The following is a 23,878-nucleotide window of genomic DNA, read 5'->3' as shown; positions in this document are numbered from 1 at the left end:
ATCTCCCTGTATACAGAGGAGAGGTGCTGTGCTCCTTAGAAAGGAGGTGATCCAGCCGCACCTTCCGGTACGGCTACCTTGTTACGACTTAGTCCTAATCACCGATCCCACCTTCGACAGCTCCTCCCCTTGCGGGTTAGGCCACTGGCTTCGGGTGTTACCGACTTTCATGACTTGACGGGCGGTGTGTACAAGGCCCGGGAACGTATTCACCGCAGCGTTGCTGATCTGCGATTACTAGCGACTCCGACTTCATGAGGTCGAGTTGCAGACCTCAATCCGAACTGAGACCGGCTTTTTGGGATTCGCTCCACCTTGCGGTATTGCAGCCCTTTGTACCGGCCATTGTAGCATGCGTGAAGCCCAAGACATAAGGGGCATGATGATTTGACGTCATCCCCACCTTCCTCCGAGTTGACCCCGGCAGTATCCCATGAGTTCCCACCATTACGTGCTGGCAACATAGGACGAGGGTTGCGCTCGTTGCGGGACTTAACCCAACATCTCACGACACGAGCTGACGACAACCATGCACCACCTGTATAGAGACCTTGCGGGGCGACTGTTTCCAGACGTTTCCTCTATATGTCAAGCCTTGGTAAGGTTCTTCGCGTTGCATCGAATTAATCCGCATGCTCCGCCGCTTGTGCGGGCCCCCGTCAATTCCTTTGAGTTTTAGCCTTGCGGCCGTACTCCCCAGGCGGGGAACTTAATGCGTTAGCTGCGACACGGAGACCGTGGAATGGTCCCCACATCTAGTTCCCAACGTTTACGGCATGGACTACCAGGGTATCTAATCCTGTTCGCTCCCCATGCTTTCGCTCCTCAGCGTCAGTTACGGCCCAGAGATCTGCCTTCGCCATTGGTGTTCCTCCTGATATCTGCGCATTCCACCGCTACACCAGGAATTCCAATCTCCCCTACCGCACTCTAGTCTGCCCGTACCCACTGCAGGCCCGAGGTTGAGCCTCGGGTTTTCACAGCAGACGCGACAAACCGCCTACGAGCTCTTTACGCCCAATAATTCCGGACAACGCTTGCACCCTACGTATTACCGCGGCTGCTGGCACGTAGTTAGCCGGTGCTTTTTCTGCAGGTACCGTCACTTTTACGCTTCTTCCCTACTAAAAGAGGTTTACAACCCGAAGGCCGTCGTCCCTCACGCGGCGTTGCTGCATCAGGCTTTCGCCCATTGTGCAATATTCCCCACTGCTGCCTCCCGTAGGAGTCTGGGCCGTGTCTCAGTCCCAGTGTGGCCGGTCACCCTCTCAGGCCGGCTACCCGTCGTCGCCTTGGTGAGCCATTACCTCACCAACTAGCTGATAGGCCGCGAGCTCATCCTTGACCAAAATTCTTTCCACCCCCAGAGATGCCTCCAAAGGTCGTATCCGGTATTAGACGTCGTTTCCAACGCTTATCCCAGAGTCAAGGGCAGATTGCTCACGTGTTACTCACCCGTTCGCCACTGATCAGAGAAGCAAGCTCCTCATCACCGTTCGACTTGCATGTGTTAAGCACGCCGCCAGCGTTCGTCCTGAGCCAGGATCAAACTCTCCGTAAATGTTTGATTGCACGGATGCAAGCATCCGGCACATCTAGTGTGACTGACCGCCGGAATGGGCGGACCAGACACAAGTTTGAAACTGACAGAACAAATCATTACTGACTTGCTTTGTTGTTTAAATGTTTTCCAAAGGAATCTCTTCCGCGGTACCCCCTAGAAAGGAGCCCTACGACCGAGGTTTTTGGCATTTGACATTGTGCACGCTGTTGAGTTCTCAAGGATCGGACGCACCCAACTTCAGGCCACGCTGTTTGACCAGCACTGCGGCTTTCGTTTTGGGGCAACTTGTCTAACTTACCTGCCCCGGCAATCCCTGTCAAATCAAGGCCTGCAGACCATTCCACGCACGCCGAAGCACACCGAAACAACCCACCACCTCGACCGACGAAACCAGCCGGAGAGAGTTACTAGCTTAGGCCTCCAGCACACCAAACTCCAACCGGAGCGGCACACTCAGAAACCGTCAAACCATGGTCCCACATGAGGCCGGGAAGCTCTGCGGCTTTCCGCACCTTTGGGGTACGTGAAGACATTACGGCCCCCAGCCCACCCCGTCAAAACCCGCCCCCGCCCGGGCGTGTCACGCCCGGAATGGAAGGGGTTACTGGACGAAGACGCCGGCCAGGGTCTTCTTGCCGCGGCGGAGAACCGCCACTCCCCCGGGCAGGACCGCGTTCTCGATCGTCTCGGCCTCATCGGAGACCTTCACGTTGTTCAGGTAGACGCCACCCTGGCTGATCGCACGCCGGGCCTCGCTCAGGCTGCCCGTGAGCCCGGTATCGACGAGAAGCTGCACCACGGTCGCGTGCGGGGCCGTCGTCGTGTTCGGGAGTTCGCGGAGCGCCGCCTCGAGGGTGGCTTCGTCGAGGTCAGCCAGGTCGCCCTGGCCGAACAGCGCGTGCGCGGCCTGGATCGCGGCCTCCGTGGCCGGCCGGCCGTGCACGAGCCCGGTCACCGCTACGGCGAGCGTGCGCTGGGCGAGGCGCTTGAATGGCTCGGTCGCCACGGCCGCCTCGAGCTCCTCGATCTCCGCCCGGGTCAGGAAGGTGAACACCTTGAGGCGGGAGATCACATCGGCGTCGTCGGTGTTGAGCCAGAACTGGTAGAAGGCATACGGGCTGGTCAGGGTGGGGTCGAGCCAGACCGCGTTGCCCTCGCTCTTGCCGAACTTCGTGCCGTCGCTGTTGGTGATGAGCGGTGTGCCGATGGCGTGCACGCTCTCCCCCTCCGCCTTGCGGATGAGGTCGGTGCCGCTGGTGAGGTTGCCCCACTGGTCGCTGCCGCCGGTCTGCAGCACGCAGTCGTAGCTGCGGTAGAGTTCGAGGAAGTCCATTCCCTGGAGCACCTGGTAGCTGAATTCGGTGTAGCTGATGCCGGCGTCGGAATTGAGCCGGGCGCTCACGGCGTCCTTCTTGAGCATGGTGCCCACCCGGAAGTACTTGCCGATGTCACGCAGGAAGTCGATGGCGCTCAGGGGCGCGGTCCAGTCGAGGTTGTTCACCAGGGTGACGGCGTTGTCTCCCTCCCCGCTGAGGAACCGGGAGACCTGGGCCTGGAGGTAGCCCACCCACTGGCCGACGACATCCTTCGTGTTGAGGGTGCGTTCCGCCGTCGGCCTCGGGTCGCCGATCAGGCCGGTCGACCCGCCGACCAGGCCGAGCGGATGATGTCCGGCAAGCTGGAGGCGCCGCATGAGCAGCAGCTGCACGAGATTGCCGAGGTGCAGGCTGGGCGCCGTGGGGTCGAAGCCGCAGTAGAAGGTGATCGGGTCACCCGCCAGCAACTCACGGAGTTCGGTCGGATCGGTCGAGACCTGCACCAGGCCTCGCCAGGAGATCTCCTCCCACACGTCGTCGAAGGTGAGGTCGTTGGCCTGTTGGGTGAGGATTACGGGGTCTGACACGGGTCCAGATTACCAGCGTGCCGGTGCGACCCGGGAGCCACGCTCCAGCCTTGATCGACGGATATTAAGTACACAACCTAAATTGTGTTATATTCAGCTTTCAACCTTACTTTTAGTGCGACAGGGAGGTGCGCTCGTGTTCGTGATCACCGCTGACCAGATCGACAGCCGCAATGACCGCGACCGGGCCGGCGAGATGATCGCCGGCCTCGTGTCGGAGTTCGGGGATGTCTTCACCCTTCCGCCCGATCAGACGGCCGGCGACGAGATCCAGATGCTGCTGGCGGATGCCGGCACCAGCCTCGATCTGGTGATGGCCCTCCACCGGTCGGGGCACTGGAGCATCGGCCTCGGCGTCGGCACGGTGCGCACTCCCCTGCCCGACTCCGCCCGCCAGGCATCCGGGGAGGCGTTCGTCGGCGCCCGCGACGCGGTCACCCGCGCGAAGAAAGCCGACACCCGATTCGCGCTCACGGCCGAGCCGGCCGAGCCGGTCGGCCGGGCCCGCGCCGGCCGGCACCGCCCCGTGCTCGACGGCGAGCAGGTCGAAGCGCTGATCGCGACGTTGCTGCTCCTGCGGCAGCGCCGCACGAGCGAGGGCTGGGCCGCGGTCGACCTGCGCGAGACCGGGCGAACCCAGGTGGAAATCGCCGCCCGCCTCGGCATTTCGACGGCGGCCGTCAGCCAGCGGCTGCGGAGCGCGCTCTGGAAGGTCGACCAGTCCGCGCGCCCGGCACTCGTTAGGCTGCTGGAGGATCTCGACAACCCGACGACAGGAACAGGACCTTCCACATGAATTTCCAGGCATTCCAGATTCTGGCCTACCTGTACTGGCTCCTGCTCCTGCTGGTCACCGGCGGGTCGCTCGCTCTCGCCGTGCTCGCGTTCAGGCAGCAGAGGCAGCAGTACGCGATCGCGTCGGCCGGGGGGCTCGCCGCGGCCCTGGTGATCGCCGCGGTTCCGGCCCCGGAGGGTGCGGGGTCGTTCGGCATCGTGCTGGCCATGGTGGCCCTGGCCCTCTCCGTGGTGGGCGGCGGCCCGATGGCGGTGCTCGCCCTCCGGCTGGCCACCAACAACACCGTGCCGCCCGGCGCGCACGGCGGCATCCTCGTCGGCGACGGCGCCGCCGCAGCGACGGCGGGCCGGCCGGATGCCGTCGGCACCGTGCACGAGGTGCTGCGCGGCGGCCTGATGATCGGGATCCTCGAGCGACTGGCCGTGGCCGGTGCGATCCTGGCCGGCTTCCCCGAAGCGATCGCCGTGGTCGTGGCGATCAAGGGCGTCGGGCGCTTCACCGAACTGGCCGCGGCCGAGGCCAGGGAGCGGTTCATCATCGGAACCTTCGCCAGCCTGATCTGGGCGTGCGCGTGCGCCGCCCTGGTCCGGCTCGCCACCGCGTAGGCAGTTCCTTCGTCGCGGCGCAGGGCAGACCGTGCGCCGCGTTCGCTAACGTGCGCCGCGAGGTGAGCGATCAGCCTGCCGCGGGAGAGAGCTTCGGATGCCGTCGGTACGGCGACACCGAGGCATCGTCCGGGAGCCAGAACCGCCACGGGTACTCGGCTCCCCCGCCGGCGCCGCTGACCCCGGTGCGCGGCCCCGCCAGGAACGCGGCGGGGCGGGCCGGCAGGGTGAGGTCGAACGGGTCCTCGGCGAGGTCGGCGCCGTTCTCGGCCAGGCTGATGCCGAGTGCGAGCGTGAGCCTCGCCGGCCCACGGGCAAGATCCCGGTCGGACTTGGCGGTGCTGCGGCGCAGCCGGGCCTCGGCCGCGCCCGCGATGATCTCCCCGCCGCGCAGGAGCACCGCAGAGGCCTCGCCCTCCGGCGAGCAGACGACGTTCGCGCAGACGTGCATGCCGTAGCTGAAGTAGGCATACAGGTGCCCGGCCGGACCGAACATCGCCGCGTTGCGCGGGGTGCGGCCGCGGAAGGCGTGCGAGCCGAGATCGGTGCCGTCGCCGAGGTAGGCCTCCACCTCGGTGATGCGGAGCGACACCCCGGCCCGGCTGATCACCGCGCCGAGCAGGAGCGGCGCCACCTCGATGGCGGGCCGCTCCAGCAGGCGTCGGTCGAAGGTCACATCCGGAGAGCGAGGGCGAGGGCACGCACCCGCGCCACCAGCACGGCGCGCTGCTCGGCGACCCGCACCGGCGCGGTTCCGGCCTGCCCGTCGCGACGGTCGACCGAGCCCTGGATGCTCAGCACCTCGCGCACGTCGGGCGTGAGGTGCACGGAGATCGTCTGCAGGGACGCGTCATCGACCTCGTGCAGGTCGAGGTCGTGCTGCTCGGCGAACTTGACCAGCGACCCGGTGATCTCGTGCGCATCCCGGAAGCTGACGTGCCGCTTGACCAGCCACTCGGCGACATCCGTGGCCAGCGAGAACCCGGCCGGGGCCAGCTCGGCCATCCGCTCGGTGTGGAAGGTCAGGGTGGCGATCATGCCGCTGAACGCCGGCAGGAGCACCTCGAGCGTCTCGATCGAGTCGAAGACGGGCTCCTTGTCTTCCTGCAGGTCGCGGTTGTAGGCCAGCGGGAGACCCTTGAGCGTGGTGAGCAGGCCGGTCAGGTTGCCGATCAGCCGGCCGGACTTGCCGCGGGCGAGTTCGGCGATGTCGGGGTTCTTCTTCTGCGGCATGATCGACGAGCCGGTCGAGTAGCCGTCGTCGAGCGTGACGAACCCGAACTCGCGGGTGTTCCAGAGGATGATCTCCTCGGCCAGGTGGGACAGGTCGATGCCGATCTGAGCGGTGATGAACGCGAATTCGGCGACGAGGTCGCGGCTGGCGGTGCCGTCGATCGAGTTCTCCACCACGGCGCTGAAGCCGAGGTCGGTGGCCACGAGCCGGGCGTCGAGGCCCAGGGTGTTGCCGGCCAGGGCGCCGGAACCGTAGGGCGAGAAATCGGCCCGCTTGTTCCAGTCGGTGAAGCGTTCGAGGTCGCGCACGAGCGGCCAGCAGTGCGCGAACAGGTGGTGCGCGAGGAGCACCGGCTGGGCGTGCTGCAGGTGGGTGCGGCCGGGCATGATCGCGTGCTCGTTCGCTTCGGCCTGCGACGCGAGGGCGTCGATCAGGTCGATCACGTGGGCGGAGATGGTGACCGCCTTGTCCCGCAGGAGCATCCGCACGAGGGTCGCCACCTGGTCGTTGCGGCTGCGCCCGGCGCGCAGCTTGCCGCCGAGTTCGACGCCGACGATGTCAATCAGGCCGCGCTCCAGTGAGGAGTGGACGTCCTCGTCGGTCTCGGCCGGCTGGAAGCGGCCGGAGGCGACCGCATCCGCCAGCTCGTCAAGGCCGGCGACCATGGCCGTGAGCTCGTCGCCGGTGAGGTAACCGGCCGCGGCGAGGGCGCGGGCGTGCGCCCGGGAACCGCGGATGTCATAGGGCGCCAGCGGCCAGTCGAACTGGGTCGACTTGCTCAGCTTCGCCAGTTCGGGCGACGGGCCGCCGGCGAAACGGCCGCCCCAGAGGGCGCCCGCCTTGCCCGCGCGGTTCGGGTTCTCGTCGGCAGCCACGCGTTGCCCCTACTTGCCGGCCAGATCGCGACGGGCGGAGATCTTGCTCGGCAGCGACCACAGCTCGATGAAGCCCTTGGCCATCGACTGGTCGAAGGTGTCGCCGGTGTCGTAGGTGGCGAGGTTGAAGTCGTAGAGGCTCTCGCCGGACTTGCGCCCGGTGACGACGGCGGTGCCGGCGTGCAGCTTCAGGCGGATGTCGCCGGTGACGTGCTTCTGCGTCTCGTCGATGAACACGTCGAGGGCGCGCTTGAGGCCGGAGAACCACAGGCCGTCGTAGACGAGCTCGGCCCACTTGGACTCGACGCCGCGCTTGTAACGGGCCAGGTCGCGCTCGACGGTCATGTTCTCGAGCTCCTCGTGCGCGGCGATCAGGGCGATGCCGGCGGGGGCTTCGTAGACCTCGCGGCTCTTGATGCCGACCAGGCGGTCCTCGACGATGTCGATGCGGCCGACGCCCTGGTTGCCGGCGAGCAGGTTCATCATTTCGATGGCCTGCAGCGGCGTGACGGCGACGCCGTCGATGGCGACGGGGACACCCTGGTCGAAGGAGACGACGACCTCGGTGGGATCGCGCGGGATCGACGGGTCCTGCGTGTAGGTGTAGAGGTCTTCGATCGGCGCGTTCCACGGGTCTTCGAGGAAGCCGGTCTCCACGGCGCGGCCGTAGACGTTCTGGTCGATCGAGTACGGGCTCTTCTTCGACTGCGCGATCGGCAGGTTGTGCAGCGCCGCGTACTCGATGGCCTTGTCGCGGGTGAGCGCGAAGTCGCGGACCGGGGCGAGCGAGGTGAGCTCGGGGGCGAGGGCGGCGACGGCGGCTTCGAAGCGCACCTGGTCGTTTCCCTTGCCGGTGCAGCCGTGGGCGACGCTGTCGGCGCCGAGCTCCTTGGCGGTGGAGGCGAGGTACTTGGCGATCAGCGGTCGGCTGAGAGCGGAGACCAGCGGGTAGCGCTTCTGGTAGAGCGCGTTGGCCTTGAGGGCCGGTACGACGTAGTCGCTGGCGAATTCTTCCTTCGCGTCGACGACGATGGCCTCGACGGCGCCGCAGTCCAGGGCGCGCTGACGGATGAGGTCCATGTCCTCGCCGCTCTGTCCGACGTCGATGGCGAGGGCTACGACCTCCTTGCCGGTCGCATCCTTCAGCCAGCCGATGCCAACCGAGGTGTCAAGTCCACCGGAGTATGCGAGCACAACACGTTCAGCCATGGTTCTCCCTAAAGATTGTTCAGTTCAAGTTTAACGGTGTCAGTGGGCGTCGTTCTGGCGGAGGAGCCAGACGAGGAGTGCCTTCTGGGCGTGGAGGCGGTTCTCCGCCTCGTCCCAGATGATGCTCTGCGGGCCGTCGATGACGTCGGCGGTCACTTCGAAGCCGCGGTCGGCGGGCAGGCAGTGCAGGAAATGCGCGTCCGGCCGGGCGAGGGCGAGCAGGTCGGCGTCGACGCGGTAGGCGCCGAGGGTGGCGAGCCGGTCGGCCTTCTCCTCCTCCTTGCCCATCGACACCCAGGTGTCGGTGACGACCACGTCCACACCGGCCACGGCTTCCGTCGGGTCGGTGAAGAGCGTGACGGAGCCGCCGGTGCGCGCGGCGATCGCCGCGGCATCCTTCACCACCTGCGCGTGGGGCGTGTAGCCGGCCGGTGAGGCGATGCGCACGTGCATGCCGGCGGTGGCGCCGGCGAGGAGGTAGGACTGGGCCATGTTGCAGGCGCCGTCGCCGAGGAAGGCCAGGGTCTGGCCGGCGAGGTCGCCGCGGTGCTCGCGGATGGTGAGCAGGTCGGCGAGCAACTGGCAGGGGTGGAAGTCGTCGGAGAGCGCGTTGACGACGGGGACCGTGGTGCCGAGGGCCATCTCCTCGAGGCCGGCCTGGCCGTAGGTGCGCCAGACGATCGCGGCAACCTGGCGCTCGAGCACCCTGGCCGTGTCAGAAGCCGTCTCCTTGCCGCCGAGCTGGCTGCTCGCGGTGGTGATGATGAGCGGGCTGCCGCCGAGGTCAGCGATGCCGACCGCGAAGGACACCCGGGTGCGGGTCGAGGACTTGTCGAAGATGACGGCGACGGTCTGGGGACCGGCGAGCGGCTTGGCCGCGAATCGGTCTCGCTTGAGCACCAGAGCCAGGTCGAGGATCTCGGCCTGTTCGGCCGGTGAGAGGTCGTCGTCGCGCAGGAAATGGCGGGTCACTGAGGTCACTTTCGGTGGATTGCGGGATTGAACAACTCTAGAGGCTGGCCAGAGCGCGGCCGAAACGGTGCTCGAAATCGGCCAGTTCGCCGTCGCCGACGATGAGAGGCGGGGCCAGCCGGATGGTCGACTCGTTGGCGGCGTTCACGATCAGGCCCTCGGCCAGGGCCGCAGCCGCGAGCGGGAGCGCGACCGGTTCGGCCAGGCCGATGCCGAGCAGCAGGCCGCGGCCGCGCACCTCGGTGATGTGCGGCGACGCGAACCCGGCGATGATCTCGCGCAGCTGCTCGCCGCGCCGTGCGGCGTTGGTGACGAGGCCGTCACGTTCGATCACGCCGAGCACGGCGTTGGACGTGGCGGTGACGAGCGGGTTGCCGCCGTAGGTCGAGCCGTGCTGGCCGCGGCTGAACAGCTCCGAGGTGGCGCCGTAGGTGACCAGGGCCCCGATCGGCAGGCCGCCGCCGATCCCCTTGGCGATGGTGATGGCATCCGGGGTGATGCCGTCGTGCTGGAAGGCGAACCAGGCGCCGGTGCGGCCGGCGCCGGTCTGCACCTCGTCGATGATGAGGAGCACGCCGTGCCGGGTGCAGAGTTCGCGGGCGCGGCGGAGGAAACCGGCCGGCAGGTCGATCACGCCGGCCTCGCCCTTGACCGGTTCGAGGAACAGGGCGGCGACGGTGCCGTCGATGGCCTCCTCGAGCGCCTCGATGGTGGTGTGGATGTGCTCGACCCCGCCGGGCACCGGCAGGAAGGCCTTGCGCATGGCGGGTTTGCCCGACAGGGCGAGCGCGCCCATGGTGCGGCCGTGGAACGATTCGTGCAGCGACAGGATGCGGGTGCGCTTGCCGCCGCCCGTGTTGAGCCGGGCCAGCTTGAACGCGGCCTCGTTGGCTTCGGCGCCGGAATTGCAGAAGTAGACCCGGCCGGCCTCCCCGGCCCCGGTGATGCGCTTGAGCCGCTCGGCCAGTTCGAGCTGCGGCGGCGAGGAGAAGTAGTTGGAGACGTGGGCGACACGGCCCACCTGCGCCGTGACCGCGGCGACGAGGTCGGGATGCGCGTGGCCGAGCGAGTTCACGGCGATGCCGGCGAGGAAGTCGAGGTACTTCTTCCCCTTCTCGTCCCAGACGTAGCAGCCCTCCCCGCGGACGAGCATCGCGAGCGGGGTGGCGAGGGTGCGCATCATGGCAGCGCCGAAGCGCTCCTGCCAGTGCTCGGTGCCCGGGGTCTGCTCGCTCGGGGTCGGGGTCTGCTCGCTCGGGGTCGGGGTCTGCTCGGTCGGGGTCGGGGTCTGCTGGTCGGGGGTCATGCCTGGAATCGTTGTCCCTGGGTTGGTGGTTCCGGGGTTGGTGCCGGGGTTGGTGCCGGGGGTGGTGGTGCCGGGGGTGGTGCCTGGGCCGGTCATGCGGGGACCACTTCGGTTCCGATTCCGCTGCCGGTGAAGACCTCGAGCAGGATCGAGTGCGGCACTCGCCCGTCGATGATCGCGGCCTTGGCGACGCCGCCGTCGACCGCGTCGAGGCAGGCGGTCATCTTGGGGATCATGCCCGATTCGAGGTCGGGCAGGAGTCGGCGCAGGGAGTCGGCGTCGATCACGGAGACCAGCGAGTCCCGGTTGGGCCAGTCGCTGTAGAGTCCGGCGACGTCGGTGAGGATCACGAGCTTCGCGGCGTTCAGGGCGATGGCGAGGGCCGCCGCGGCGGCGTCGGCGTTGATGTTCAGGGACTGGCCCGGGACATCCGTGTCGGGGGCGATCGACGAGACGACCGGGATGCGGCCCGCGGCGAGCTGGGCGAGCACCGCCTCGGGGTCGACGCCGATCACGTCGCCGACGAGGCCGAGGTCGACCTCTTCGCCGTCGATGACGGTGCCGCGGCGTCGGCCCTGGAAGAGCCCGGCGTCCTCGCCGGACAGCCCGGCCGACAACGGGCCGTGCTCGTTGATGCGGCTGACCAGCTCGCGGTTGATCTGCCCGGTGAGCACCATCCGCACGACGTCCATCGCCTCGGGCGTGGTCACCCGGTAGCCGCCGCGGAACTCGCTCTCGATGCCGAGGCGGTCGAGCATGGCGGAGATCTGCGGGCCGCCGCCGTGCACGACGACGGGGCGGATGCCGGCATACCGCAGGTAGACCATGTCCTCGGCGAAGGCCCGCTGCAGTTCCTCGCTGACCATGGCGTTGCCGCCGAACTTGACGACGATGACCTGGTCGTGGAACCGCTTGAGCCACGGCAGCGATTCGATCAGGGTCGCGGCCTTGACGGCCGCCTCGGCCCGGCTGTTTGACTCGGGGTCGGGGGCGTCGCCTGGCTCACGGCCCGCGGGGGCTGCGGGGGCGTCGTCGGGGGCCGGGATCGTCGGGATCAACTCGAGTACGCGCTGTTCTCTTCGACGTAGGCGTGGGTGAGGTCGTTGGTCCAGATGGTGGCCGTCGCGGCGCCCGCGTGCAGGTCGATGAGCACGGTGACCGCCCGCGGGGTGAGGTCGACGAGCTCGCGCGGCTGGTCGGGCTCCCCCGCCGTGCACACCTGCACGCCGTTGATCGCGACGTCGATCCCGTAGGGGTCGAAGACCGCCTGGGTGGTGCCGACCGCGGCGAGCACCCGGCCCCAGTTCGGGTCGTTGCCGAAAATGGCCGTCTTGAACAGGTTGCTGCGGGACACGGCACGGGCCACGGTGACCGCGTCGGTCTCCGAGTCGGCGCCCTGCACCACGATCGCGACGTCGTGGGCCGAGCCCTCGGCGTCGGCCTGCAGTTGCAGGGTGAGGTCCTGGCAGAGGGCGGTGAGCGCGGCCGCGAACTCGGCCGGGTCGGCGGCGACCCCGCTCGCGCCGGAGCCGAGGAGGGTGACGGTGTCGTTGGTGGACATGCATCCGTCGGAGTCGAGCCGGTCGAAGGTGACCTGGGTGGCCTGGCGGAGGGCCGTGTCGAGCTGGCCGGAGTCGAGGACGGCGTCGGTGGTGATCACGACGAGCATCGTGGCCAGGCCGGGCGCGAGCATCCCGGCGCCCTTGGCCATGCCGCCGATGGTCCAGCCGGCCGGCGAGGTGTGCGCGGACTGCTTGGGGGTCGTGTCCGTGGTCATGATCGCCGTGGCGGCGGCGAGGCCGGCGTCGGCGGATGCCGCGGTTCCGGAATGCAGGGCGAGCGACGCATCCCAGACCCCGGCGGTGATCTTGCCCAGGTCTAGCTGCTCGCCGATCAGGCCGGTGGAGCAGACGAGAACCTCGCCGGCGGAGATCTCGAGGCGGCCGGCCACGGCCTCGGCGGTGGCGTGCGTGGTCTGGAAGCCGATGCTGCCGGTGTAGCAGTTGGCGCCGCCGGAGTTCAGCACGATGGCGCGGACCACGCCGCCGCGCATCACCTGCTCGCTCCAGATGACGGGGTTCGCCTTGCAGCGGTTGGTGGTGAAGACGGTGGCGGCGCTGGTGAGCGGTCCGAGGTTCCGCACGACGGCGAGGTCGAGGCCGCCGGACTTCTTCAGGCCTGCGGTGACTCCGGCTGCGGTGAATCCGGCGGGGGCGGTGACGCTCACGGGGCAACTCCATTCGTGCTCAGGCCGAGGGTCTCCGGGAGGCCCAGGGCGATGTTGGCGGACTGGATGGCGGCGCCGGCGGTGCCCTTGGCGAGGTTGTCGACGGCGGTGACGGTGACGACCCGGCCGACGGCCCGGTCGATGGCGAGGCCGATCAGCGCGGTGTTGGCGCCGAGGACGTCGCTGGTGCGGGGGAACCGGCCCTCCGGCAGCACGTGCACGAACGGCTCGTCGGCGTAGGCGCTCTCCCAGGCGGCGCGCACGGCGGCGTCGGAGGTGCCCGGCACGAGCCGGGCGGTCGCGGTGCAGAGGATGCCGCGGGACATCGGCACGATCACCGGGGTGAAGGAGATGGTGGGGTTCGCGGCCCCGGCCCAGGCCAGGCTCTGCTGGATCTCCGGGATGTGCCGGTGCACCCCGCCGACGGCGTAGGGGTTCGCCGAACCGAGGACCTCCGCGGCGAGGTTGGGCAGCTTGAGGCTCTTGCCGGCGCCGGACGGGCCGACCGCGAGCACCGCGACGAGGTCTTCCGGCTCGATCACGCCGGACCGGATGCCCGGCGCCAGCGCCAGGGCGACCGTGCTGGCGTTGCAGCCCGGCGCGGCGATCCGGCGCGCGCCGACCAGCCGGCTGCGCTGTTTTCCGCCGGCGACGGGCAGCTCAGGTACCCCGTAGGCCCAGGCCCCGTAATAGTCGCCGCCGTAGAACGCGGCCCAGGCGGCCTCGCTCTCCAGCCGGTGGTCGGCGCCGCAGTCGACGACGAGGGTCTCCGGCGGCAGCGCGGCCGTGAGGGCGCCGGATGCCCCGTGCGGCAGGGCGAGGAAGACCACGTCGTGCCCGGCGAGGGTTTCCGCCGTCGTGTCGACGAGGGTGAGCCCCGAGAGGGACCGCAGATGCGGCTGGGCTTCGATCAGCCGCTGCCCGGCATTGCTGTGCGCGGTGACCGTGCGCACCTCGAATTCGGGATGCGCGGCCAGGAGCCGCAGCAACTCCCCGCCCGCGTAGCCGCTCGCACCCGCAACCGCCACCGAAAAACCCATGCGTCAAACTTAGCGCGCCGCCCCGCGGTGGCGAGAATCGGCGTCGGCGCAGCTTTCTTGCGTGCAGGGCGGAATTGCGGTGCGGTCGGGACCCGTGTGTTCGCCGAGTTCTGCCGTTTCGGTCGAGACCGACCGGTGTGCGGGGCGGTCTCGACCGGAAAGGTAGATCTGGGCGGGGGTGCAGCGCCGGGGGCGCCGGGCGGGGGTGCCGGTGGGAGCCGGGGCTACTCGCGCAGGGTCGCGCCGAAACGGGCGGCCGCGACGGCCACCCCCGCCAGCTTGGCGTCGCTGGCCTCGGCCGCGGTCAGGGTGCGGTCGGCGGCCCTGAACCGCAGCGCGAAGGTCAGCGACTTGCGGCCGGACGGGATGCCCGCCCCGCGGTAGTCGTCGACGAGCTCGGCATGGTCGAGCAGTGGCCCGGAGCCCTCGATCACAGCCTCGAGCACCTCCCCGGCCGGGACGACGACGTCGACCACGAGGGACAGGTCCTGTGTCGCGGCCGGCATGGTGCGGATCGGGGTGGCCTGGAGCTCGGCGCCGGCGCGGTCGAAGACCAGGCTGAGGTCGATTTCGGCGACCGCGACGACCGCGGGCAGGTCGAAACCGCGGGCGATGGCCGGGAGCAGCTCGCCGGCGAAGCCGACCGAGGCGGGGCCGGCATCCGTCGTCACGAACAGTTCGGCCGTGCGCCCGGGGTGCATCGCCTGGTGCGAGCCCTGGCTCACCTGGATGGCAACCCCGGTGGCCAGGGCGACCTGCTGCACGGCGGCAAGGGCATCCTGCCAGCCCGCGGCGACGGCGGGACGGCCCGGCTGCTGCCGGACGGCGTTGCCGGTGAGCACGACACCGACGGAGAACGGCTGCGGCGGGATGCCCGCGTTCAGCTCGGCCTCGAGGTGCGCGCTGGGGCGCACGGCGCCGAGCGGCACGACCGTGCTGCCGTAGACCACGCCGGCCAGGGGACGGAAAACCTGGCCCTGCTCGAAGATGGCCAGGTCGGTCAGGCCGCGGGACCGGTTGCGGTGCGCGATCTGGAGCAGCCCGGGCAGGATCGAGGTGCGCAGGAACGGCGCCTCACCGTCGAGCGGGTTCGCAACCCGCATCTGCGGCACTACCGGGCCGGCCGGGGCGCCGAACAGGTTGTTGGCCTTCTCGGCGACGAACGGGTAGGCGAGCACCTCGGTGTGGCCGGCGGCCGAGAGGGTCTGCGCGACCTGGCGGCGCAGCATCTGGGTGCGGGTGAGGCCACGCCCGGGCGGGGCGACGGGCAGCACCGAGGGGATGCGGTCGTAGCCGACGATGCGGGCGACCTCCTCGGCCAGGGTCCACTTGTCGGTCAGGTCGGGGCGCCAGCTGGGGGCGGTGACGGACAGCCCGCCCTCGGTCTCCGTGAGCGACGCGCCGATCTCGGCCAGCGAGGTGCGCACCGCCTCGGGGGTGTACTCGAGCCCGATCAGGCCGGAGATGAAGCCGGTGGGGAGGAAGATCGGCGCGGCGGCGGGGGTGGCGTCGTGCAGGGAGCCGAGGTCGTCGGCCACTCCCCCGGCGAGTTCGACCAGCAGTTGCACGACGCGGGCCGCGGCGACGGCGGCGACGGCGGGGTCGACCCCGCGCTCGAACCGGCGGGATGCCTCGCTGGGCAGCTTGTGCCGGCGGGCGGTGCGCGCGATCGAGACCGGGTCGAAGTTCGCGGCCTCTACCAGCACGTTGGTGGTGGTCGCCCCGATCTCGGTGGTCTGCCCGCCCATCACGCCGGCCAGGCCAATCGGGCCGGACCCGTCGGTGATCAGCAGGTCTTCCGGGCTGAGGGTGCGGGTGACGTCGTCGAGGGTGATGAGCTTCTCGCCGGTTGCGGCACGGCGCACGGTGAGGCCGCCGGCCAGCGCGTCGAGGTCGTAGGCGTGGATCGGCTGACCGAGCTCGATCATGACGTAGTTGGTCACGTCGACGATCAGGGATATGGAACGGATGCCGGCCAGCTTCAGCCGGGCGATCAGCCAGGCCGGAGACGGCCGGGTCGGGTCGACGCCGCGCACGGCCCGGGTGACGAAGACGCTGGCGCCGATCCGGTTGCGGATCGGGGCCTGGTCGTCGATGGTGACGACGAACTCGACCGAGGACGGTGCAGGGGTCACGGCGAGGGCCGGGTCGCGGAAGGTCGCCCCGGTGGCGTGCGCGTATTCGCGGGCGACGCCGCGGATCGAGAACGCGTAACCGCGGTCGGGGGTGACGTTGATCTCCACGGCGCTGTCGTCGAGGCCGAGGAGGGCGATCGCATCCGTGCCGACGGGGGCGTCGAGGCCGAGGGCCGCCAGGCGCAGGATGCCGTCGTGCTCGTCGCCGAGGCCGAGCTCGCGGGCCGAGGCGATCATGCCGTCGGAGACGTGGCCGTAGGTCTTGCGGGGTGCGATCGGGAACGGGCCGGGCAGCACGGCGCCGGGCAGGGTCACGACGACCTTGTCGCCGACGACGAAGTTGTGGGCGCCGCAGACGATGCCGTGCACGGCGGGGCCGCCGTCGGCGGCGAGCTCGTCGCCGGGCGCGACCCGAACCTGGCACCAGTTGATGGTCTTGCCGTTGGTCTGGGCCTCCGGTTCGATCGAGAGCACCTCGCCGACGACGATCGGGCCGGTCAGGTCGAAGCGGTGGATCTCTTCTTCCTCGAGGCCGACGCTGACCAGCGCGGCGTGCACGTCTTCGGGGGTGGTGCCGGGTTCGAGGTCGACGAATTCGCCGAGCCAGCTCAGGGGGACGCGCATCAGACGGTCATCCCGTACTGCTGGCTGAACCGGACGTCGCCTTCGACCATGTCGTGCATATCCTTCACATCGTTTCTGAACATCAGGGCCCGTTCGACGCCGACGCCGAACGCGAAACCGGAGTACACCTCGGGGTCGATCCCGGCGGAGCGGAGCACATTGGCGTTGACCATGCCGCAACCGCCCCATTCGATCCAGCGGGCGCCCTCCTTGAAGGTCGGGTGCCAGAGGTCGAGTTCGGCGCTCGGCTCGGTGAACGGGAAGTAGTTGGGGCGCAGCCGCACCTTCGCCTCGGGGCCGAACATGGCCTTGACGAAGTGGTCGAGGGTGCCGCGCAGGTGCGCCATGGTCAGGCCCTTGTCGACGGCGATGCCCTCGATCTGGTGGAACACGGGCGTGTGGGTGGCGTCGAGCTCGTCGGTGCGGAAGACCCGGCCGGGCGAGACGACGTAGACGGGCAGCTCGCGGGAGAGCAGGGCGCGCATCTGCACCGGGGAGGTGTGCGTGCGCAGCACGAGGTGGGCCTCAGGCGGGTCGACGAAGAAGGTGTCCTGCATGGCGCGGGCAGGGTGGTCCTCATCGAAGTTGAGGGCGTCGAAGTTGAACCACTCGCTTTCGAGTTCCGGTCCTTCGGCGACCTCCCAGCCCATGCCGACGAACACGTCGGCCACGCGCTCCTGCAACAGGGAGAGCGGATGCCGCGCCCCCGGACGCCAGGCGGATGCCGCCGCGGTCACGTCGACGGTCTCGGCCGCGAGCTGCGCCTGCGCCTCCGCCGCGCCGATCTCGGCCTCGCGGGCGGTGAGAGCCTGGCTGACCTGGCCCCTGGCCTGGCCGACCAGCTTGCCGGCGGCGGCCTTCCGGTCGTTCGGCACCGTGCGCATGAGCGCGTTCAGGCGGGCCAGCGGGGAGGCGTCCCCGGCGTGCTCTGTGCGCACCACCCGCAGGGCGGCGGAGTCGGCGGCGGAGGAAATGGCGGTGAGCGCGGCGGTGACGGCCGCGCTCACGGCCTCTTCGGAGATTTCGGTGGGATCAGACACAAGGCACAAGTTTAGTCCGTGGCGATTGTCCGGCCTTCGCCGACGGCTAGATCTCGCTCGCCGCCAGTTCGGCCTTCGCCACATTCGCGGGCCGCGCCCCACCGCGACTGCGCCGGCTGCGCACCTCGACCCACTTCGCCACGCCCGAGAGGGCGAGACAGAGGAGCACATAGATGGTGCCGAACACGATGGTTGCCGGGATGATCGGCGACCCGTAGGTGAACTGCGCGCCGTAGAACTTCGCCAGGTAGAGCAGTTCGTGGAAGGTGACGATGAAGCCCAGTGCGGTGTCCTTGAGCACGACAACCAGCTGGGAGATGATCACGGGCATCATTGCCCGGATTGCCTGGGGAAAGAGGATCAGCGACATGACGGCGCTCTTGCGCAACCCGATCGCGTAGGCGGCCTCCCGCTGGCCGGCGGGCAGGGATTCGATTCCCGCCCGGAACACCTCCGCGAGAACGGACCCGTTGTAGAGGGTCAGCCCGGTCACGACCGCCACGAACGGGGTGACGAAGGTCACTCCGAGCGGCGGCAGGCCGTAGTACATGATCATCATGAGGATGAGCACGGGCACCGCGCGGAACAGTTCGATGAAGACCGTGCACGGCACACGCAGCCAGGCGTGGTCGGAGAGCCGGCCGATCGAGAGCACCAGCCCCAGGAGCAGGCTGGCCACTGCAGCCACCGCGAACGCGCTCAGGGTGGCGAGAATCGCCAGGCCGATGTTCTGTTGCACGAGCGGGAAGGTGAAGACCCTCCATTTCGCGGCCGAGAACTGCCCGGTGTCGGCCAGTCGGTAGACGACGAAGGTGATCCCGGCCGCGACCAGGGCGATCGTGATCGCGCCGAGGACGCGGTTGCGCAGGATCGCACGGGGACCCGGGACGTCGTAGAGCACATTCGTCATCGGAGGACCTTCCATCGGCGCTCGAGGTATCGCTGCAGCACGGAGAGGACTCCCACCAGGATCACGAAGAAGAGCGCCACCCAGAGGAGGACGACGATGGCGGGCTCGCCCCGTTCGGAGAGATTGGCCCGGATCGCGCCTGCCTCCGCGACGGAGAACCCGGCTGCGACGGTGGTGTTCTTGAGCAGGGCGATGAAGACGCTCATCATCGGCGGGATCACGGCCCGGAAGGCCTGCGGCATGATCACGAGGGTCATCGTCTGAGCGAACGGCAGGCCGATCGCCCGTGCCGCCTCGGCCTGGCCGGTCGGCACCGTGTTGAAACCGGAGCGCAGCACCTCGGCAACGTACGTGGCGGTGTAGATGCTCAGCGCGATGATGGCGAGGGTCGTGTACGGCAGCTGGACGAGGTGAAGCTTCGGATAGCCGAACGCGAAGAAGAACATCAGCAGTGTCAGCGGCGTGTTGCGGACGAGGTTGACGTACAGCGTTCCGAACGCGCGCATGACCGGCACCGGCGACACCCGCATGGCGCCGACGACGATGCCGATGCCGAGGGCGAACACCGCCGAGACCGCGAACAGGAGGAGGGTGTTCTGGAATCCGAGCGCGAAGAGGTCAAGATTGTTGAACAGAGTGTCCATGACCTGGTCTTCCCTTCTCCTGCGAGTGCGAGTGGTGGTCGCCCGGGGTGATCCCGGGCAGTCGGCCGGCGCCGCCCGGATCGGGCGGCGCCGGCGACCTGGTGATTAGTACGCTTCGACCTTGGGCTGCTCGACCTTGGTGCCCGACTTGCCGAGTGTGTCGTCGTAGATCGCGGTCCAGGTGTCCCCACCCTTGGTGAACATGTCATTGGTGAACGCCCGCAGTGCGTCGTCGCCCTTCGGCATGCCCACGCCGTACTTCTCGACGGTGAAGGGCTCGCCGACGACCTTGAGGTTGTCGGGATCCTGCGCGGCATAGCCGATCAGGATCGCGGCATCCGTCGTGACGGCGTCGACCGAACCGTCCTTGAGCGCTTCGACACACTGCGAGTAGGTGTCGAATTCGGTGGTCTTCGTGTCGGGGAAGTTCGCCTTGATGTTCTGGATCGGCGTTGAGCCCGTCGCCGAGCACACCGTCGTCCCCGCGAGGTCCTTCTCGCTCTTGATCGTCTTGTTGTCAGCGGCGACCAGCAGGCCCTGCCCGGTGACGAAGTAGGGGCCCGCGAAGTCGACCTGCGCCTTGCGCTTGTCGTTGATCGAGTAGGTTCCGACGTAGAAGTCGACGTCACCGTTGACGATCGCGGACTCGCGGTTGGCGCTCGGGATTGCTTCGAACGTGATCTTGTCCTCGGAGAATCCGAGGGACGCGGCGATCCACTTCGCGATTTCGATGTCGAAGCCGCTGCGTTCGCCGGTGGCGGCGTCCAGGTAGCCGAGGCCGGGCTGGTCTTCCTTCACCCCGATCTTCACCGTGCCACGCTTCGTCATGGCGTCGAAGGTGGGGCTGCCGGTGAGGGACACGTCGGTGGCCACCGTGAACGGGGACTTGCTTGCGGAATCGGAGGCGCCGCCGCCCGCCGGGTTGGGCCCGGAACAGCCGGTGAGCGCGAGAGCGGATGCTGCGATCACGGCGAGGAGAGTCATTCTCTTGCGCATGTGAATTCCTTTCGTGGTGCGGGGCAAATCGCCACCGCAGAAGTTGTCGTTCAGGTCAATGCGTGATGAGTTTGGACAGGAAGTCCTTCGCCCGGTCGGTCTGGGGGTCGGTGAAGAAGCGCTCCGGGGTGGTCTCTTCGATGATTTCGCCGTCGGCCATGAAGATCACCCGGTTGGCGGCCTTGCGGGCGAATCCCATCTCGTGCGTCACGACGATCATGGTCATGCCGTCATTGGCCAGGTCGATCATCACCTCGAGCACCTCATTGATCATCTCGGGGTCGAGCGCGCTCGTCGGCTCGTCGAGCAGGATGACCTTGGGGTTCATCGCCAGGGCCCGCGCGATGGCGACGCGCTGCTGCTGCCCGCCGGACAGCTGCGCCGGCATCTTGTGGGCTTGGTTCGCCACCCCGACCCGCTCGAGCAGGGTCATCGCCTTCTCCTCGGCCGCGGCCCTGGAGAGACCGCGAACCTTGATCGGCCCGAGGGTGACGTTGTCGAGCACGGTCTTGTGCGCGAAGAGGTTGAACGACTGGAACACCATGCCGACATCCGCACGGAGGCGGGCGAGCGCCTTCCCCTCCGCGGGGAGCGCCTGGCCATCGATCGTGATGCTGCCGGAGTCGATGGTCTCGAGCCGGTTGATAGCCCGGCACAGCGTCGACTTGCCCGACCCACTCGGCCCGATGACGACGACGACCTCGCCGCGGGTGACGACCGTGTTGATGTTCTTGAGGACGTGCAGGTCACCGAAGTTCTTGTTGACGTCTTTCACGACGACCAGCGGCTCACCTCGGCGAACGGTGATGTTGGACGTAGCCGGCGCTGACTCAGTAGGCTCCATACCCCCAACCTAGGGGAGAAAAAAAGACGACGCCACCACAAATCATGTGGTAGCGCCGTCGTCGTTCGTGGCTAGCTGCGCTGGGCGAACGCACTCTCGTAGAGGCAGACGGAGGCCGCCGTGGCGAGGTTCATCGACTCGGCGTGACCGTAGATCGGCACCGAGATGGACCGGTCGACCTTGGCGAGGTCTTCGTCGCTGAGCCCGCGTGCCTCGTTGCCGAACAGCCAGGCGGTCGGGGCGAGGAGCAGCCCCTCGTTGCGGGCCTGGAGCAGGTCGGTTCCCTTGATATCCGCGGCGAACAGCTGCAGGCCGGCCTCCCGGGCGCGGTCGCGCACGTCTTCGAGGGTGACCCCGACGGCGACGGGCAGATGGAAGATCGACCCGGTCGACGAGCGCACGACCTTGGGGTTGTAGAGGTCGACGCTGCGGCCGGTGAGGATGACCGCGTCGGCGCCGGCGGCATCCGCGGCACGGATGATGGTGCCCGCGTTCCCGGGGTCGCGCACCTCTTCGAGAATGGCGATCAGGCGCGGCTCATTGGCGAAAATGTCCTTGACCGAGGTGGGGAACTGGTGGCACACGGCCACGAAACCCTGCGGGGTGACCGTGTCGGCCATGGTCTCGAGCACCTGTTCGGTAACGAATTCCACGTCGACGCCGGCTTCGACGGCCGTGTCGGCGATGTCGGTGTAGCGCTCGAGGGCGGTCGGGGTGGCGTACAGTTCCACGACGAGTTCGGGGCGGTAGGTCAGGGCCTCGGCGACGGCCTGCGGCCCCTCGAGGAGGAACAGTCCGGTCTCGGAGCGCGCGGCTCGATTCGCCAGTTTCGCGACAGCCCGCACGCGCGGAGAACGGGGATTATCTAACATAAGTCCAGCTTACCGGCCATGCTGCCGGGCGGCAGCAGCCGCGCGGGCGGCGCTCGTTTCGGCTCCCGGGCACGCAAAACGGGAGCGGGCGCTCGGCCCGCTCCCGTGAAGAGTGCGTGTTACTGGGGGTGAAAGCTACGCGGCAACCTTCGGCGCCGACGTGTCGGCGGGCAGTGCCGCCTTGGCGCTCTCGACGATGGCGGCGAAGGTGGCTGCCTCGTTGACCGCGAGGTCGGCGAGGATGCGACGGTCAACCTGGATGCCGGCCAGGGCGAGGCCCTGGATCAGGCGGTTGTAGGTGAGGCCGTTCTGGCGGGACGCAGCGTTGATCCGCTGGATCCACAGGCGACGGAAGTCACCCTTGCGTGCACGGCGGTCACGGTAGCTGTAAGTGAAGGAGTGAGTGAGCTGCTCCTTGGCCTTGGTGACCAAACGCGAGCGCTGGCCGCGGTAGCCCTTGGCGCGTTCGAGGATGACGCGACGGCTCTTGTGAGCGTTTACCGCTCTTTTTACTCTTGCCATTGTTCTGGTTCCTTTAGGGGTACGGGTCTAGCGACCGAGAAGCTTCTTGATGACCTTGATGTCGGCCTTGGCCAGCACCTGGTCGTGGTTGAGGCGAGACTTACGCTGAGTGCTCTTGACCTCGAGGTTGTGTCGCAGGCCGGCCTGCTGCTTCATGATCTTGCCGGAACCGGTCACCTTGAAGCGCTTCTTCGTCCCGGAGTGGGTCTTCATCTTAGGCATCTTTTTCCTCCAGTTTCGCTGCCTTATCGGCAACCTTGTCAGCCTTATCGGCAACTTTTTCTGCCTTGTCGGCAGCCTTGTGTGCGTTAGCCTCCGCCTTGGCCTCTGACTTGTTCTTCAGAGGTCCAATGACCATGACCATGTTTCGACCGTCGATCATCGGAGTCGATTCCACGGAACCGAACTCGGCGACATCCTCGGCAAATCTTTGAAGCAGACGTACACCCTGGTCGGGTCGGGACTGCTCACGGCCACGGAACAGAATCATGGCCTTGACCTTGTCGCCGGCTTTCAGGAAGCCTTCGGCGCGTTTGCGCTTGGTTTCGTAGTCGTGCTTATCAATCTTGAGACGGAACCGAACCTCTTTGAGGATGGTGTTCGCCTGGTTGCGCCGGGCCTCTTTGGCCTTCTGCGCAGCCTCGTACTTGAACTTGCCGTAGTCCATGATCTTGGCAACGGGCGGCTTGGAGGTCGGCGCGACCTCGACGAGGTCGAGATCTGCTTCCTGTGCCAGGCGCAGCGCAACATCGATGGCCACAACCCCGACCTGCTCGCCGTTAGGACCAACGAGACGGACTTCGGGGACGCGAATACGGTCATTTGTACGGGGATCGCTGATGCGTCTCTCCTCTTCTCATGCATCGTGGCTGCAGCTGACGACGGATGTCGCCCGCAGACGAAGAGAGGAAAATCGCGTATCCGGGTTTGAACTTTTCGGTTCGAACACCTTCTACGACACCCTGTCTACCTTCGCGAACTGGAATCCAGTGCCGCGACGGCGGAGTGTAAACAACCCGGTAACCTTGATGAAGCGGTATGCGCAGGTGGGAGATTATCCACTTTCGTACCGAGATTTGCATCTCGGAGCCCGGACGAGTCTAACAGAGGAATTCAGTGACGAGTAGCAACGAGCAGGAAGCACTTCAAGCCACCCGGGATATCGCCGACGTGGCCGCGGTAGAGATCATCACGACCGCATCCGTGCACCTGATGAGCGCGGCCGCGGTCAAGGTCGGCCTCGCCGACGACCCGGAGACGCAGACCGACCTCGACGAGGCGCGCAAACTCATCACGGCCCTCGCCGGCCTGATCACCGCCGCCGCCCCCGACATCTCTGACATGCACGCGCGCAGCCTGCGCGACGGCCTGCGGTCGCTGCAGCTAGCGTTCCGCGAGGCGTCGGCGATCCCCGACCCGATCGGCCAGGGCCCGGGCGAGAAGTTCACCGGCCCGGTCAACTGACGCGGGGTCTCGACAGGCTCGACCACCGGTGATTGGGCCTCTCGAAACTCGACCACCGGGGATTGAGCCTGTCGATACTCGACCACCCGGTGATTG

22 protein-coding genes and 1 rRNA gene are annotated in these 23,878 nt (G+C 67.8%); 3 read left to right on the top strand and 20 right to left on the bottom strand.

Annotated elements, in window-relative coordinates:
* Window positions 1-39: 39 nt before the first annotated feature.
* Together IWX89_RS04595 and tyrS are read right to left on the bottom strand one after the other, a co-directional pair.
* Window positions 40-1,561, bottom strand: a 16S ribosomal RNA gene (locus tag IWX89_RS04595).
* 604 nt (window positions 1,562-2,165) lie between these two features.
* On the bottom strand, window positions 2,166-3,467 hold the full coding sequence (tyrS, locus tag IWX89_RS04590; protein ID WP_196902381.1) for a tyrosine--tRNA ligase: 1,302 nt from the start codon (window positions 3,465-3,467) through the stop codon (window positions 2,166-2,168).
* A 136-nt stretch (window positions 3,468-3,603) separates the two neighbouring features.
* Between tyrS and IWX89_RS04585 the strand changes: the two genes are divergently transcribed.
* Window positions 3,604-4,263 carry a sigma-70 family RNA polymerase sigma factor gene (locus IWX89_RS04585; protein WP_196902380.1) on the top strand — a complete coding sequence of 220 codons (660 nt, stop codon included), beginning with the start codon at window positions 3,604-3,606 and terminating at the stop codon, window positions 4,261-4,263.
* On the top strand, window positions 4,260-4,868 hold the full coding sequence (locus tag IWX89_RS04580) for a hypothetical protein (RefSeq protein ID WP_196902379.1): 609 nt from the start codon (window positions 4,260-4,262) through the stop codon (window positions 4,866-4,868). Before IWX89_RS04585 ends, IWX89_RS04580 begins: the two co-directional genes overlap by 4 nt.
* Window positions 4,869-4,938: 70 nt before the next feature.
* On the opposite strand, the gene IWX89_RS04575 is transcribed toward IWX89_RS04580, so the two are convergent.
* The 18 genes from IWX89_RS04575 to infC all read right to left on the bottom strand — a co-directional run bounded on the left by IWX89_RS04575 (window position 4,939) and on the right by infC (window position 23,159).
* Complete coding sequence (locus IWX89_RS04575) at window positions 4,939-5,544, bottom strand: DNA-3-methyladenine glycosylase (RefSeq protein ID WP_196902378.1); 606 nt, start codon at window positions 5,542-5,544, stop codon at window positions 4,939-4,941.
* Window positions 5,541-6,977 (bottom strand): argininosuccinate lyase, encoded by a 1,437-nt coding sequence (argH, locus tag IWX89_RS04570; protein ID WP_196902377.1) that lies wholly within the window; start codon window positions 6,975-6,977, stop codon window positions 5,541-5,543. Before argH ends, IWX89_RS04575 begins: the two co-directional genes overlap by 4 nt.
* Window positions 6,978-6,986: 9 nt before the next feature.
* Entirely contained in the window at window positions 6,987-8,186 is a 1,200-nt protein-coding gene (locus tag IWX89_RS04565; protein ID WP_196902376.1) for an argininosuccinate synthase, read from the bottom strand.
* Window positions 8,187-8,225: 39 nt separating this feature from the next.
* A complete protein-coding gene (gene argF / locus IWX89_RS04560; protein WP_196902410.1) occupies window positions 8,226-9,158 on the bottom strand; it encodes an ornithine carbamoyltransferase in 933 nt (310 codons plus the stop codon).
* A gap of 37 nt (window positions 9,159-9,195) precedes the next feature.
* Window positions 9,196-10,464, bottom strand: coding sequence for an acetylornithine transaminase (locus IWX89_RS04555; RefSeq protein ID WP_196902409.1), 1,269 nt, complete (start codon window positions 10,462-10,464; stop codon window positions 9,196-9,198).
* Window positions 10,465-10,556: 92 nt separating this feature from the next.
* Window positions 10,557-11,402 carry an acetylglutamate kinase gene (gene argB, locus IWX89_RS04550; RefSeq protein WP_231382911.1) on the bottom strand — a complete coding sequence of 282 codons (846 nt, stop codon included), beginning with the start codon at window positions 11,400-11,402 and terminating at the stop codon, window positions 10,557-10,559.
* Window positions 11,403-11,518: 116 nt separating this feature from the next.
* Complete coding sequence (gene argJ / locus IWX89_RS04545; protein WP_196902375.1) at window positions 11,519-12,691, bottom strand: bifunctional glutamate N-acetyltransferase/amino-acid acetyltransferase ArgJ; 1,173 nt, start codon at window positions 12,689-12,691, stop codon at window positions 11,519-11,521.
* Entirely contained in the window at window positions 12,688-13,731 is a 1,044-nt protein-coding gene (gene argC, locus IWX89_RS04540; protein ID WP_196902374.1) for an N-acetyl-gamma-glutamyl-phosphate reductase, read from the bottom strand. Before argC ends, argJ begins: the two co-directional genes overlap by 4 nt.
* Before the next feature lie 224 nt (window positions 13,732-13,955).
* The gene (gene pheT, locus IWX89_RS04535; protein WP_196902373.1) at window positions 13,956-16,490 is read right to left on the bottom strand and encodes a phenylalanine--tRNA ligase subunit beta; all 2,535 of its coding nucleotides are present in this window, start codon (window positions 16,488-16,490) and stop codon (window positions 13,956-13,958) included.
* On the bottom strand, window positions 16,490-17,530 hold the full coding sequence (gene pheS, locus IWX89_RS04530) for a phenylalanine--tRNA ligase subunit alpha (RefSeq protein WP_196902372.1): 1,041 nt from the start codon (window positions 17,528-17,530) through the stop codon (window positions 16,490-16,492). The genes pheT and pheS overlap by 1 nt, the downstream gene beginning before the upstream one ends.
* A 46-nt stretch (window positions 17,531-17,576) precedes the next feature.
* Window positions 17,577-18,440: an amino acid ABC transporter permease gene (locus IWX89_RS04525; RefSeq protein ID WP_196902371.1), complete on the bottom strand. Its 864-nt coding sequence runs from the start codon at window positions 18,438-18,440 to the stop codon at window positions 17,577-17,579.
* Window positions 18,437-19,084, bottom strand: coding sequence for an amino acid ABC transporter permease (locus IWX89_RS04520; RefSeq protein WP_134510519.1), 648 nt, complete (start codon window positions 19,082-19,084; stop codon window positions 18,437-18,439). Before IWX89_RS04520 ends, IWX89_RS04525 begins: the two co-directional genes overlap by 4 nt.
* A 105-nt stretch (window positions 19,085-19,189) precedes the next feature.
* On the bottom strand, window positions 19,190-20,080 hold the full coding sequence (locus IWX89_RS04515) for a glutamate ABC transporter substrate-binding protein (RefSeq protein WP_196902370.1): 891 nt from the start codon (window positions 20,078-20,080) through the stop codon (window positions 19,190-19,192).
* Window positions 20,081-20,135: 55 nt separating this feature from the next.
* Entirely contained in the window at window positions 20,136-20,924 is a 789-nt protein-coding gene (locus IWX89_RS04510; protein ID WP_304505278.1) for an amino acid ABC transporter ATP-binding protein, read from the bottom strand.
* Between the two features lie 71 nt (window positions 20,925-20,995).
* Entirely contained in the window at window positions 20,996-21,796 is an 801-nt protein-coding gene (locus IWX89_RS04505; protein ID WP_134510516.1) for an RNA methyltransferase, read from the bottom strand.
* Window positions 21,797-21,931: 135 nt separating this feature from the next.
* Entirely contained in the window at window positions 21,932-22,318 is a 387-nt protein-coding gene (rplT, locus tag IWX89_RS04500; protein ID WP_134510515.1) for a 50S ribosomal protein L20, read from the bottom strand.
* Between the two features lie 27 nt (window positions 22,319-22,345).
* Window positions 22,346-22,540, bottom strand: coding sequence for a 50S ribosomal protein L35 (gene rpmI, locus IWX89_RS04495; protein ID WP_134523170.1), 195 nt, complete (start codon window positions 22,538-22,540; stop codon window positions 22,346-22,348).
* On the bottom strand, window positions 22,533-23,159 hold the full coding sequence (gene infC, locus IWX89_RS04490) for a translation initiation factor IF-3 (protein WP_134510514.1): 627 nt from the start codon (window positions 23,157-23,159) through the stop codon (window positions 22,533-22,535). The genes rpmI and infC overlap by 8 nt, the downstream gene beginning before the upstream one ends.
* Window positions 23,160-23,434: 275 nt before the next feature.
* On the opposite strand from infC, the gene IWX89_RS04485 reads away from it, so the two are divergent.
* Window positions 23,435-23,782 carry a DUF1844 domain-containing protein gene (locus tag IWX89_RS04485; protein ID WP_134523172.1) on the top strand — a complete coding sequence of 116 codons (348 nt, stop codon included), beginning with the start codon at window positions 23,435-23,437 and terminating at the stop codon, window positions 23,780-23,782.
* Window positions 23,783-23,878 lie beyond the last annotated feature (96 nt).

Source organism: Cryobacterium sp. MP_M3, from assembly GCF_015752155.1.
GTDB lineage: Bacteria > Actinomycetota > Actinomycetes > Actinomycetales > Microbacteriaceae > Cryobacterium.
This window is presented reverse-complemented; position numbering and strand designations above follow the sequence as displayed.

Coding starts and splice junctions, on each gene's coding strand:
- IWX89_RS04505 (WP_134510516.1), bottom strand. CDS start 21,796: ATGTTAGATAATCCCCGTTCTCCGCGCGTGCGGGCTGTCGCGAAACTG.
- rpmI (WP_134523170.1), bottom strand. CDS start 22,540: ATGCCTAAGATGAAGACCCACTCCGGGACGAAGAAGCGCTTCAAGGTG.
- IWX89_RS04565 (WP_196902376.1), bottom strand. CDS start 8,186: ATGGCTGAACGTGTTGTGCTCGCATACTCCGGTGGACTTGACACCTCG.
- rplT (WP_134510515.1), bottom strand. CDS start 22,318: ATGGCAAGAGTAAAAAGAGCGGTAAACGCTCACAAGAGCCGTCGCGTC.
- IWX89_RS04580 (WP_196902379.1), top strand. CDS start 4,260: ATGAATTTCCAGGCATTCCAGATTCTGGCCTACCTGTACTGGCTCCTG.
- IWX89_RS04520 (WP_134510519.1), bottom strand. CDS start 19,084: ATGGACACTCTGTTCAACAATCTTGACCTCTTCGCGCTCGGATTCCAG.
- IWX89_RS04515 (WP_196902370.1), bottom strand. CDS start 20,080: ATGCGCAAGAGAATGACTCTCCTCGCCGTGATCGCAGCATCCGCTCTC.
- IWX89_RS04510 (WP_304505278.1), bottom strand. CDS start 20,924: ATGGAGCCTACTGAGTCAGCGCCGGCTACGTCCAACATCACCGTTCGC.
- pheT (WP_196902373.1), bottom strand. CDS start 16,490: ATGCGCGTCCCCCTGAGCTGGCTCGGCGAATTCGTCGACCTCGAACCC.
- argC (WP_196902374.1), bottom strand. CDS start 13,731: ATGGGTTTTTCGGTGGCGGTTGCGGGTGCGAGCGGCTACGCGGGCGGG.
- IWX89_RS04525 (WP_196902371.1), bottom strand. CDS start 18,440: ATGACGAATGTGCTCTACGACGTCCCGGGTCCCCGTGCGATCCTGCGC.
- IWX89_RS04555 (WP_196902409.1), bottom strand. CDS start 10,464: ATGACCCCCGACCAGCAGACCCCGACCCCGACCGAGCAGACCCCGACC.